This window comes from Planktothrix sp. FACHB-1355, assembly GCF_014748295.1.
GTDB lineage: Bacteria > Cyanobacteriota > Cyanobacteriia > Cyanobacteriales > Aerosakkonemataceae > Aerosakkonema > Aerosakkonema funiforme_A.
Map to the genome: position 1 here is coordinate 1 of NZ_JACJUP010000073.1, position 11,542 is coordinate 11,542.

The 11,542-nt window shown below is 43.1% G+C and carries 12 protein-coding genes; 7 read left to right on the forward strand and 5 right to left on the reverse strand.

Annotated elements, in window-relative coordinates:
• A partial coding sequence (locus H6S82_RS05750) for a tetratricopeptide repeat protein (protein ID WP_191056077.1) occupies positions 1 to 905 on the reverse strand: 905 nt, incomplete at its 3' end.
• A gap of 28 nt (positions 906 to 933) precedes the next feature.
• On the opposite strand from H6S82_RS05750, the gene H6S82_RS05755 reads away from it, so the two are divergent.
• Entirely contained in the window at positions 934 to 1,326 is a 393-nt protein-coding gene (locus H6S82_RS05755; RefSeq protein WP_191056078.1) for an IS630 transposase-related protein, read from the forward strand.
• Between the two features lie 2 nt (positions 1,327 to 1,328).
• Positions 1,329 to 1,880: a transposase gene (locus H6S82_RS05760; protein WP_191056079.1), complete on the forward strand. Its 552-nt coding sequence runs from the start codon at positions 1,329 to 1,331 to the stop codon at positions 1,878 to 1,880.
• A 35-nt stretch (positions 1,881 to 1,915) separates the two neighbouring features.
• Here the strand turns inward: H6S82_RS05760 and H6S82_RS05765 are convergent, their stop codons facing one another.
• Genes H6S82_RS05765 through H6S82_RS05775 form a run of 3 tightly spaced genes read right to left on the reverse strand, consistent with a single transcriptional unit; the run spans position 1,916 to position 3,930 of the window.
• The gene (locus H6S82_RS05765; protein WP_190472656.1) at positions 1,916 to 2,458 is read right to left on the reverse strand and encodes a DUF2062 domain-containing protein; all 543 of its coding nucleotides are present in this window, start codon (positions 2,456 to 2,458) and stop codon (positions 1,916 to 1,918) included.
• A gap of 55 nt (positions 2,459 to 2,513) precedes the next feature.
• Positions 2,514 to 3,590 carry a glycerate kinase gene (locus tag H6S82_RS05770; protein WP_199315533.1) on the reverse strand — a complete coding sequence of 359 codons (1,077 nt, stop codon included), beginning with the start codon at positions 3,588 to 3,590 and terminating at the stop codon, positions 2,514 to 2,516.
• Positions 3,591 to 3,594: 4 nt separating this feature from the next.
• Positions 3,595 to 3,930, reverse strand: coding sequence for a DUF565 domain-containing protein (locus H6S82_RS05775; RefSeq protein ID WP_190472659.1), 336 nt, complete (start codon positions 3,928 to 3,930; stop codon positions 3,595 to 3,597).
• A 145-nt stretch (positions 3,931 to 4,075) separates the two neighbouring features.
• Between H6S82_RS05775 and H6S82_RS05780 the strand changes: the two genes are divergently transcribed.
• From H6S82_RS05780 to H6S82_RS05790, 3 genes are all read left to right on the forward strand, one after another.
• Positions 4,076 to 4,672, forward strand: a complete 597-nt coding sequence (locus H6S82_RS05780; RefSeq protein WP_190472664.1) for a hypothetical protein — start codon at positions 4,076 to 4,078, stop codon at positions 4,670 to 4,672.
• A 305-nt stretch (positions 4,673 to 4,977) separates the two neighbouring features.
• On the forward strand, positions 4,978 to 5,646 hold the full coding sequence (locus tag H6S82_RS05785) for a phosphatase PAP2 family protein (RefSeq protein WP_190472668.1): 669 nt from the start codon (positions 4,978 to 4,980) through the stop codon (positions 5,644 to 5,646).
• A 31-nt stretch (positions 5,647 to 5,677) separates the two neighbouring features.
• Positions 5,678 to 7,663, forward strand: a complete 1,986-nt coding sequence (locus tag H6S82_RS05790; RefSeq protein ID WP_190472671.1) for a glycosyltransferase family 39 protein — start codon at positions 5,678 to 5,680, stop codon at positions 7,661 to 7,663.
• A gap of 5 nt (positions 7,664 to 7,668) precedes the next feature.
• On the opposite strand, the gene trmB is transcribed toward H6S82_RS05790, so the two are convergent.
• Positions 7,669 to 8,301: a tRNA (guanosine(46)-N7)-methyltransferase TrmB gene (gene trmB, locus H6S82_RS05795; protein ID WP_190472675.1), complete on the reverse strand. Its 633-nt coding sequence runs from the start codon at positions 8,299 to 8,301 to the stop codon at positions 7,669 to 7,671.
• Positions 8,302 to 8,396: 95 nt separating this feature from the next.
• Between trmB and H6S82_RS05800 the strand changes: the two genes are divergently transcribed.
• Entirely contained in the window at positions 8,397 to 9,497 is a 1,101-nt protein-coding gene (locus H6S82_RS05800; protein WP_190472678.1) for a metallophosphoesterase, read from the forward strand.
• A gap of 36 nt (positions 9,498 to 9,533) precedes the next feature.
• On the forward strand, positions 9,534 to 11,390 hold the full coding sequence (locus H6S82_RS05805) for a hypothetical protein (protein WP_190472681.1): 1,857 nt from the start codon (positions 9,534 to 9,536) through the stop codon (positions 11,388 to 11,390).
• The last annotated feature ends 152 nt before the right edge of the window (positions 11,391 to 11,542 follow it).

Genomic DNA, 11,542 nt, shown 5'->3' on the forward strand with positions numbered 1-11,542 from the left:
GTTTTTATTTTTTCATCTAAAGCTTTTTGATAATTAGCAGAATCTCCTCTTTTTTGAAATAGATTTGCGGCTAGTTCAAAATCTGCGATCGCATTAAATTTATCTCCAAAACCAGTACGAGCAATTCCTCTATGATAATAAGCTTCTGCTAAGTTTGGTTTAATGCTTAAGGCTCGATCGAAATCATCAATTGCTCGTAAATGATATCCGAGTTTTGAGTGCATCAAACCTCGTTTGTAGTAAAGTCGATCGTCTTGATAATTAAGTTGCAGCAACCAATCAAAATCCTCAATTGCTGCACCGTACTGTCCCGAAATTCCTTTTTGATATGCTCGCTCAATAAAATCTTCCGCATTAAATTGAGTATTAGTGTGATTGGGATTTTGATTAGCAGGATTTGGCGGCTGTAACTGGCGAATATTATCTAGACACTGACGGCATTTAGCCACATCTTTTTGTTCTAGGTAGATTTCTGCGGCTTTTTTATAGTTAGCGATCGCGGCTTGTATATTGCCCAATTTCCGGCAAGCAGTTGCTCTCAGATTGTAACCTGGTGCATAGTTTGGATTTATTTTTAGTAAGCGATCGGCATCTGCTATTGCTGCTTCAATATTTCCCAAAGCTAAGCGAGCTAGACTTCGCCCGAAGTAAGCTTCTATATTATTAGGATCGATTTGCAAAGCGCGATCGTAATCTTCAATTGCACCCTGTATATCTTGGGAATCAAACTTTGCTAAACCCCGTTGATAGTAGGCGTCACCAAACTGCGGATTTATTCGCAAAACTCGATTAAATTCGTGAATTGCTCCGGAGATGTCGCCCTGACGAAACTTGTCTATACCTCGATTGTAAAATTCTTGCTCCATTGCCAGAGATACAGCGGTTCCCGCTGTAAAGAGGTACAATAAGATATGATTGTTGTAGTCAAAGCTAATGAAAGCATATTCCCTCGATCTGCGGCGAAAAATAGTAACAGCACATTTGGTAGAAAAGATTCCAATTAGGAAAGTAGCTATCCGCTTCGCTGTCAGTAAAAGTTTAGTTCAAAAATTGGTAAAGCAGCAACAAACCGAAGGAAATTTACAACCCAAACCGAGGGGAAAACCGCAATTCAGTTATTTGACAAATGCCGAAGCAGAAATCAGAACAATGGTAGCAGAGCATCCAGACGCCACCTTATTGGAGTTATGTGAATTATTTGCACAACATACCGGAAATTGGGTGAGTCGGACAGCAATGTGTCGCTATTTGCAGAAGTTAGGACTTAATCGTAAAAAAAAACGTGGTACAGCAGCCAAGCTGGGACAGAAAGAGTCCAAAAATTAAGAGTGGAGTATTGGCAAAAAATCAAAGATACCGAGCCAGAAAACCTGGTATTTTTGGATGAAACTGGGATTCTACTAGGTTTAACCAGAACTCATGCCCGTTCGCAGCCAGGGACAAAAGTAACTGAACTCAAACCATTTTACCGAGCCGCAAAAGTTACAGCTATTGGCGCAATTAGTCTTAAGAAAGTACTGGCATTAATGACAATGAATGATTCAATGGATGGAAAGGCATTCACTGTATTTATTGAAAAACTTTTATGCCCTCAATTATGGCCAGGAGCGGTAGTAGTAATGGATAATTTACCTGCCCATAAACTAGCATCTATTGAACCAATGATTAATGCTGTTGGTGCTAGGATTATTTGTTTATCCCCATACTCTCCTGATTTTAATCCCATTGAACTCTGGTGGTCACAACTCAAATCTTTTTTGCGAAAGTTCGCTCCCACTACCACATCTATGATTGATAGAATAATTGCAGTTGCCCTCCATTTGATCGATCCTCAACATTTAAGAAATTGGTTCACTCGTTGCTGTTACTGTACCTCATAACAGCGGGAACCGCTGTATTTTTATTTAAATTAAGCTTAACTCAACTGCCGCGATTTCCTTTTGGTACGCATACGCCGAATTAGCCACAAACCGAGAAAATAGCTAGCCACAGCAGACACAGACGCCACCACGAAGCAACCCACCAGGAGATCGGTGACAAACTCTGTCCCCAATTGCATCATATCGTGCCATGAATCCAGACTCTCACTAGCAAAAGATAAGTCAGAGCCTAAAAGCGATCGACCAACTTGAAAAGCGAATGTATAAAGCGGTACTGCGGTAAAGGGGTTACTGATCCAAGTTGCTGCCGCCGCCACCATTTTATTGCCGCGTATCAAAGCGGCGATGAGGATTGCCACCGCCATTTGTGTAGCAATCAGAGGAAATAAACCGGCGAAAACTCCCGCCGCTAAACCTCTCGCTATAGATTCTGGACTTCCTCGCAGGCGAAGAAAGCGCAAGTAAAAGTAATGCAAGCTGCGTCGCCAACGCGAAGCTAAGTGTTTGGATTTTCGGTGTCGAATAGATATTGATTTTGTTGGTAAGGTGAGTAAACTTTGCTCAGATTCTCTAGACATCGGTGCCAAAAAGGTAGCAAATTTGGTGTCAACAAAGATGCAAGGATATTATTTTTTAAGTTAAACGATCGCTCGGTCGATAGACAGCACCCAGCGAACGATCTTGATTGATTTCGATGACTAAATTTACCCAGTTTAGGTTTCTTGTCAAAGGCTTGATGAAAAGATCCGGGTGGAGACTTCGCCAAAAGTACTCAACAAATCGATCCACAATTTCATCTGTCATTCCGGATTTTCCACTGGCTTTAGCAAGTTGTTCTGCTTGACGCCGCCACTGCTGGGAGAGGCGATAATCTGTTGGATATAACACCATCAAACGATCCAACCGCTCCCACAAAGGTAAATATTCTTCTAACTTAGCATTCATATCGCGGGCAAAACGGCGATCGGCTGCTGTCACAATCGGCGGCGGCGCAGTGTCAAAAGCTGCCGGATCGATCGGTCGCACGCCGACAAACCAACCTTCAAACAGTACAATATCTACATTTTCTACTGTTTCGGGTTGCGTGCGATCGCCAGATCCACCCCAAGCAGATTTATCAAAGCGAGGTATTTCGATCTCACCCTGCTGTTGGCGCAATTTATCCAAAACCCCAATACCCAACTGGACATTGTGGGTTCCCGGTGGCCCGCGCCAAATTAACCGGGGGTCTTCTTCTTGCAGACGTTGGCGTTCTGCATAAGTTTTGTAAAGGTCGTCTAGGGAAAGGCCAAGAGTGCGGTAACCCAAATGAGCGAGGATTATTTTGAGAATTGCTGCTATTGTAGTTTTGCCGGTACCCTGTCCGCCTAAAATACCTTGGATGAGAGGGCGTCCCAAAAGTTGGCGATATTCAGCCAACTGCATTGCCAAGGGCAGCCATAAGTTCCAAAGAGTTTCCTCGATGACACTTTCGCCGGAAAACCCTTTGTTTTGGCAAAATTCGGTAACATCTGAGCATACGGATTGGAAAAGATGCGATCGCAATCTGACTTGTTCAACCGTATTTTCTGGTGTAATGCCAAATGCTTTTGCCCGTAACTCATCCTCGATTAGCGAAATTGCCAGCTTTTCGGGAAAATATCCCAACATACATTCTTCTGAAGTCAAATATTTGAAAATATTGCCCAAATATGAGTTATCTTGCACCATAACATTACGATCCGAGCTTGAAAGCTTCGATAAACAGGCTGTAGATTAAACCTATTTTGAGAGCATTCAACATCTGGGCTAACAAAGAGCGCGAACCTCCCTGCCATTTAGTCCCGTAAAAAATACGACTGGCTAACTCGGTAAATAGCACTAAAAGTCCAGCTCCAATAATATCCCAGTCCGCAGCTTGTCCGGCTGTAGTCGGAATCGCCGTTCCCAAAAAAACTCCAAACAGCAAGCTAATCGTCATTAGGGATAGTCGCCGCCAGGGGTTGCCAAACCAGCTACTAAGCTGAGATGCGAGAATGTTCGCTAGGTTGTTGAGACGAGTGTTTTGCATTGTTGAGTATTAAGAAATTCAGAACCGCCCAATCTTTCTTTGAATGGATATATTGTCTTTCTCAAGCCTGTTCCCATACATATGGGGATCTGTTATATCAAAAAGAACAGCCTTGAAAGTCTAAAAGAGATTATCGCTAAAAACTATGAATCTAAAATTGCTATTATATCCTGCTGCTAGTATTGCTGTTCTGTTCTTAATCTTGCTTTTGGTACTGCAACGGTGGCAGATTACTATTACTATTGATTCACTTCCATCAGAAGAAAATTTGCTTGTCGAGCCTTCCCCAGATACAGCGTCTGTTACCAGCGCAACTGTCTCTACACATACAAATCCGAAATCGGTACCCACTTTAATAGCTCCCTTAACAAACAAGCCAACACAAGCACCCAGCTCTGTTCGTGGCCCGGTGGCGGCTCCTCCAGGAGTATTGCGGTTGAGCAATCAAACAGAGCATCCCATCCGGGTCGCATTTCTAGCTCGACAGAAAGCAAGCAAATCTGGCAAGCAGTCTGCCTACGGCGAACCGGCGCACTGGGATTTTGCCCCTGAAGAAGGAGCCCAGAAAGGTCTGATTCTCTCTCTGCCTACCGGCTTTGTGAAGCTGGAGGAGGGAGATATTTTGATTGCTTTTGCTCAAGATGGCACTCGTCGGTACTGGGGGCCATATGTTGTGGGCGCAACAGCGATGCCGATTTGGGATCGAAAAACTTTGGAGTGGCAACTGATTTTGCAACCTTGACAGAAATCCGGTTTTTGAGAAAAACCGGGTTTCTTCATGGCTTCAGTAGGCCAGAAACCCGGTTTTTGAGAAAAACTGAGTTTCTTGAGCCCTTCCAATTTGTCGTGTTTTTTGCTAACTTGTCGTTTTGGTGACATCCAGCCAAATCAGCCCTATCGGGATGGCATAGCCTGACCGTACATAACAAACGATCGATGATTGAACCAAACAAAGTTATAGTTTAAAGGCGAAACTAAATTCGATCGCCTTCAAAAAAACTGCCTTCTCAAGGAAGCAAAAAATATTTTTGTACCCCCAAACCCAAAATGAAATTTAAACTCAATACCTGGTTGAATTCTTTGGTTGCTGCAACAGGCCGGGTCAGATTATACATTTGTTTAATTATCATAGTTCCTTTAATTTTGCTTTGTCAAGAAATCCAAAAAACCAAAGTTTTTGCAGGTGAAGTAAATTTTTTGCAATGGCTGCACCAGGTTATTCATCCTATAGCAGGTGCGGTTTTATCTGTGTTTTATTTTGTTGGCGATACCCACTTCGCCGCCCTGGTAGTTGTCATCAGTTTAGGAGTACTCTGCTGGAAACGCTATTGGCGACAAGCCACAACTTTAGGATTTGCTACTCTGAGTGTTTTGTTGCTTGTTGATGAAGTGCTGAAACCATTTTTTGCTCGCCGTCGTCCGCCGGAACGTTTGGACAAATCTGCGGGAGGCTATAGTTTCCCAAGCGGTCACGCTACAGGCAATGTTGTACTGTATTTTTATTTAGCTTATCTCCTGGCAGCTAGGTATCCTAAACTCAGTATCTATATTTATGGAGCAACAACTTTATTTCTAATATTAATGGGTTTGAGTAGTATGTACCTGAGAGTACACTGGCCTTCCGATATCGTTGCTGGTTATGCCTTTGGGTACATTTGGCTGACTATCTGCTTGGCCATACTAAACTTCTCAGGGCCGAAAGAAAAAAAGTATTAGACAAGTTTAATTTCTGGGGGAGCGGCAAACAATGAATATTAACAAGGTAAAAAGTTGGTGGAAATTTTTGGAAAAATCTCCAAGTTTAAATTGGAAATTATCGATTATATGGTTGTTCATACTTAGCTGTGTAGCTTTTTTGTTTAATTTGGGCAGCATCGGTTTGGTGGATAAGACAGAACCGATGTTTGTAGAAGCAGCACGTCAGATGTCGGTGACTGGTGATTGGATTACACCGTATTGGAATGGGGAAACTCGTTTTGATAAACCACCTTTGGTTTATTGGTTAATGGCGATCGCATTTAAAATCGTCGGTGTGAACGAATGGGCGGCAAGATTGCCTTCTGCACTGGCGGCGATCGCACTCGTGGTATTAGGATTTTATACCCTGCGATATTTCGGCTTTTCCCGTCCCGCTCATGTTAGCCTACTTCCTTCTTCCCCAGAAGATCGGGAGAGCGATCGACAATCTTCTCAGCCAGAAAAAATCCGCCATCCACAACGCGAACTGTGGATATCTGCTTGGATCGGTGCTGCCATCCTAGCCTTAAATCCTGCGTGGATCGCCTGGGGAAGAACAGGCGTTTCCGATATGCTGCTGGCTAGTAATATCAGCATGGCACTCTTGACATTTTTCATAGGTTATGCTTTAAACGATGCCAAACCTCATCCTCTCTCCGTCTCACAAGAAGAGGAGAAGATGGATTCAATTTCCCCTCAGCGTTCTTCAATTTGGTATATCGCTTTCTACGTATTCATCGCCTTAGCTGTTCTAGCAAAAGGGCCAGTCGGTGCGGTATTGCCTGGTCTGATTATTGGCGCATTCCTGCTGTATCTGGGCAAATTTAGGGAAGTTGTGCGAGAAATGCGATTGTTGCGGGGCATTTTAATTACGATCGCGATCGCAATACCTTGGTTTGTCTTAGTAACATTGGCCAATGGCAAAGCCTACATCGATACATTTTTTGGATATCACAACGTTCAACGCTTCACCAGCGTAGTCAGCAGTCACCGTGGCCCCTGGTATTTTTATATTCCAGTAGTGCTAGTTGGCTTTGCACCTTGGTCGATATATTTGCCAGTTGCGATCGCTCGTTTGCGCTTTTGGCAAAGAGAAAAATGGCAACAATCTCCCCGTTCCACTCAACTCGGTTTATTCGCCTTATTTTGGTTTATTGGCGTCTTTGGTTTTTTCAGCATTGCAGTTACCAAACTACCCAGCTACGTACTGCCTTTAATGCCAGCTTGCGCCATCATGGTAACGCTTTTTTGGAGCGAATTGATGAGCGAGCGGGAGAGCAGAGGTGCAGATGATAAAAAGAACAAAAAAAACATCGGACTGTTTGTTAGTGCAATTTTTAATATTGTATTTTTGTTAGTTCTTGCAGCTGGAACTTTCTTCAGTCCCAAGTTAATCGGATACGATCCGGCTGTGCCACAAATGCGTCAGGCGTTGGCACAATCTGGTTTACCAAGCCTAAGCGGGAGCGTATGGTTAGTAACAGCAATTGCCAGCCTATTTTTAGTATTGCGAAAACAGCAATGGCGTTGGTTGTGGAGTACAAACCTAGCAGGGTTTTTGGCATTTATGATATTTGTTGCACCACCCGCCGCTTTGCTAGTAGATGGACAGCGCCAGCTACCTTTACGAGAAATGTCCGCCTTTATTAACCAGGTAAGACAACCAGAGGAAGATTTAATTCTGATTGGTTTCATCAGACCTAGCATGACGTTTTACACCAGGCAAACGGTGAATTATATCAAAACATCAGACGAAGCGATATCCTACATTGAAAAAACTGCTGCCACTAAGCCTACGCACCTAATCCTCACCAAGCCGGATAACCTCAAGCCAAATTTCCTCAAGCGTTATCAATATAAACAATTAGGATCGTCTGGTGCTTACAAACTGCTGCGAATATCCACAAAAGTCAAAAGCCAAAATGTAAAAGTAAAAACTCAAGGCCCACCCAATCCAAAATCCAAAATCCAAAATCCAAAATCCAAAATCAGGTGACTATTCTAGACTCTTTCAAAAAGAGCGCGATAAACCGGTTCGCCTTTTGCTTGGGTGGCGCGTTCCCGTTCGGTGGAAACTGGAAGCGGATTGGTGGGAAGCCATTGGGAGGAAGTTCTTTGGAAAGCTGGGTGAGAATGGAAGCGATCGCACATTTCGATCGCCACTTCCTCCACATCAGATTGAATAAATACCGATCCCCCAGGCGCGAGATAATCTGCCAAATCCGCCACCGTATCCGCTTGCACCATGCGCCGCTTCTGGTGTCGCTTTTTAAACCAGGGATCGGGAAATTGAATCGTCACTCGCTGCAACATTCCCGATGGTAAAGAACTTAACAACGGACGCAGCGACTTATTGACATTGCAAAACAAGTAGTGTATATTCCGCAAACCCAGTTCGTCTCGCAGTCTATTTGCTTCCTCCACCAAAGGGTCTCGAATTTCCAACCCCAAATAATTCCAATCCGGCTGCAACTGTGCCATGCTTAAAACAAACCGTCCCCTAGCGCAGCCAATATCCAAATGCAACGGCAGGGTCATATCGGCATAAATCTTCGTCCAATCGGGGGGAGGAGTCGGTGTCTGATACTTACTGCTGAGGGGATTGACGTGCTGGCGAACTCGAACCGCTGCCAAAATTAATACTCCTTATCAACAAAATTAACTACTTCCAGTTGAGGTCGCATTAGCCAAGCATTAGCTATACTCGACGGGGATCGCTTTTTTGGCTTATGGGTCTAAACTTTCGATTTGCTATAGTAAGCGACTTACACATCGCCCTGCCTCACACCATATGGGATAATCCGAGTCGATTTCATCTGGTGGAAGTCAGTATTCCAGCGTTGGAGATTGTTCTGAAGCATTTAGAACAACTCGATTTGGATTTTCTGCTTCTACCGGGAGATTTAACCCAACACGGCGAACCGGATAATCATGCGTGGTTGCAGGAGCGTTTGTCTCAACTGCCTTTTCCAGTTTACGTCGTGCCGGGAAATCACGATGTCCCCAGTTTGCACGCTACCGAAAAGGCGATCGCATTTGCAGATTTCCCTCACTACTACCGCAAGTTTGGCTACGACAATCCAGCACAATTATATTACACTTGTCAAGTACTGCCGGGGGTACGTTTAATCGGACTCAATTCCAACATATTTGATGCAGAAGGCAAACAAATCGGACGTTTAGACGATCGTCAGATAGAATGGCTCAAGCAAGTTCTGGCTGAGGCGTCCGACGAATTGGTGCTGGTAATGGTGCATCATAACGTTGTGGAACATCTCCCCGGTCAATCTCGCCACTCACTAGGACGGCGATATATGTTGGAAAATGCACCGGAGTTGCTTTCCATATTGCGATCGGCTGGAGTCCAACTCGTGTTTACCGGACACTTGCACGTTCAGGATATCGCCCACAGCCAAGGCATATACGACATTACCACAGGTTCTCTAGTCAGTTATCCTCATCCTTATCGGATTTTAGATTTCCGTACCGATAAACTGGGTAGAAAATCGTTGCAAGTAGAGACGCATCGGATCGAATCGGTACCAGATTGGCCAACTTTACCGCAGATATCGCGAAAATGGATAGCCGATCGCAGTTTTCCCTTCATGCTCAGACTGCTCACCGAACCACCCTTAAGTTTACCTCGCGCCACAGCAGAGGAACTCGCGCCAAGTTTGCGCTATTTTTGGGCAGATATTGCTGGTGGTGATGCCACATTTGATTTCGCACATTTTCCACCTCAAGCGCGACGCTTTTTCGAGAGTTTTGGTGCGATTAGCAATAACGGTACACCTACCCCGATCGATAACCATGCCACGCTTTTGCTTTAGAATTTCTGTACATCTGGACTTTGAATAAATCAAAACATGACTGTCAGCGCGAGTTATCACTTTGATGAATTTGTCAGCAAACTTTTGGCTGATACTGTTGTAGCTGCCAAAAATATCAAAGATGCTCGTATTAAAAGTATGACTCTATGCCGCATAGCTCTCCACTATGCAAGATTTGAACAGCAAAATCAAGCTCTGGATATTTTATTTCAAGCTCTTAACACCGCTAAAGATATTAAACAATCAGGAAATCAAGTCAAAGCAATGGGCGAACTAGCAGGAATATGTCTGTTTGAGCCTGCACTGCAAAATCAAGTAGACGAAATATTAACTCAAGCTTTACAGGTTGCTCAAAATATAGGCAGTTCCCAAGAAAGAGATCTGGCGTTAGCAGAAATTGCCTTTCGTTACGCGAGCGCTGAAGAAAGCGCTCGGGCTATGCAAGTATTGGATTTGGTTGGAGAATCTTCAACCAAAAATTATGCAAAAAGCTGTTTCGATCGGAGTTTAATTGACTATTATATTGATTTGGGTAAACATGACCGAGCAATCGAATTAATTTCCGAATCGGAAACTATCTGTTCGGACGATAAATTGGCAATGCTTACATCAATATCTGTTGATTCCGCAGACTTAGAGCAGTTTGAGCTAGTCGATCGCGCTCTAACTCAAGCAATGCAAATACTTTTTAACTTAAATGATTGTAGGGAAAAAGTTTTATATTTGGCAGAAATAGCTGAGGGATATTCCCTCATAGGATACCGCGATCGAGCAATTCAGATACTGATGCAAGCCCTGGATGCAATCAAAAACATTCAAGAAGAAAACACAGAAGATAGAGCTTATATGTTGGCTAAGATTGCTGACGGATTCGCTCTAGCAGGTCAACCCGACTATGCCTTACAAATAGCTGAAACTATAGAAAATACTGAGCCAGCCTTATATTGGAAAGTCGATGCCTTAGATAAAATAGCAGGTGCTTATGTAGAGGCTGGCCAGATCGAGCGAGCTAATGCTGCATTATTTGAAGCTTTTGAACTAGCTAACTCGATGCCAAATCCCAATCAACAAAAAGCGTATTCATTAATTCAAATGGCTGAAAAATCTGTAAAATCTAGCAGGATTGATAGAGTTGCTGAACTATTAAGTCAAGCTTTTGAAATTACCCAAAGTTTAAAGCATAGTAAGGAAAAGTACGAAACTCAATTGTCGATCGTTTTCTGGTATAAAGAGGCGGTATTATACGATCGAGCATTAGAAATTGCTATCCATATCGAGGATAGAAGTTCAAGAAACAAAGCTTTGAATTTATTAGCTTCCAGCTATATAGATGCAGGAAAATTAGAGGATGCCGTACAGTTGCTAGAGACGATTGACGACCCTGTGTATAGATGCGAGCCTTACTCAAAAATTGCTGCTAAACATACCAAATCAGGACAAATAAAACAAGGGTTGGAAATGTTTGCCAAAGCTGTCGCGATCGCGAAAAGTATCAAAAATCGCAGGGAAAGACAATTGGGATTAATACAAGTTATTACTAGCTATATGAATAACTGTGAATGCAGCTATATTGTTGAAATTGTTGAGATTGTTAAAACCATCAAAAATGCTTCCTTAGAAACCTATTTATTAACACGGATAGTTTATTTTTATAATCAGTCCGGACAGGAAACTAAAGTTATTTACCTTTATCCTCAAATAGTTCCCAAAATTGAGCGCATGAAAGACAGTCCTGCCAAAACTAGCTTTATGGCTGGTATATATTCGGGATACGCTAAAGCAGGTCAATATAACCAAGCCCTAGATTTTGTAAGAAAAATTAAGCATCCAGAAACGAAAGTACAGGCATTACTTGACATCGTAGATATATACGCAGCAGTAAATAGTCATTAGTCACCAGTCAAAAGTAAGAAGTTAGTAATTCCCCTCTCCCTTCTTCCCTCTTTAGCGAAAAAAAGGGGTTTCAAGTCTCTCATTTTAATGGGAATCATCAAAAAATTTTTCCGAATTTCAAGCTCCGCCCTTTCCAGGCGGAGCCAATTCAA

What these genes read in the sequence shown, in the direction of transcription:
- H6S82_RS05755 (WP_191056078.1), top strand. Translation starts at nt 934, where the DNA reads ATGAAAGCATATTCCCTCGATCTGCGGCGAAAAATAGTAACAGCACAT.
- H6S82_RS05765 (WP_190472656.1), bottom strand. Translation starts at nt 2,458, where the DNA reads ATGTCTAGAGAATCTGAGCAAAGTTTACTCACCTTACCAACAAAATCA.
- H6S82_RS05770 (WP_199315533.1), bottom strand. Translation starts at nt 3,590, where the DNA reads ATGGTGCAAGATAACTCATATTTGGGCAATATTTTCAAATATTTGACT.
- H6S82_RS05775 (WP_190472659.1), bottom strand. Translation starts at nt 3,930, where the DNA reads ATGCAAAACACTCGTCTCAACAACCTAGCGAACATTCTCGCATCTCAG.
- H6S82_RS05780 (WP_190472664.1), top strand. Translation starts at nt 4,076, where the DNA reads ATGAATCTAAAATTGCTATTATATCCTGCTGCTAGTATTGCTGTTCTG.
- H6S82_RS05785 (WP_190472668.1), top strand. Translation starts at nt 4,978, where the DNA reads ATGAAATTTAAACTCAATACCTGGTTGAATTCTTTGGTTGCTGCAACA.
- H6S82_RS05790 (WP_190472671.1), top strand. Translation starts at nt 5,678, where the DNA reads ATGAATATTAACAAGGTAAAAAGTTGGTGGAAATTTTTGGAAAAATCT.
- H6S82_RS05800 (WP_190472678.1), top strand. Translation starts at nt 8,397, where the DNA reads ATGGGTCTAAACTTTCGATTTGCTATAGTAAGCGACTTACACATCGCC.
- H6S82_RS05805 (WP_190472681.1), top strand. Translation starts at nt 9,534, where the DNA reads ATGACTGTCAGCGCGAGTTATCACTTTGATGAATTTGTCAGCAAACTT.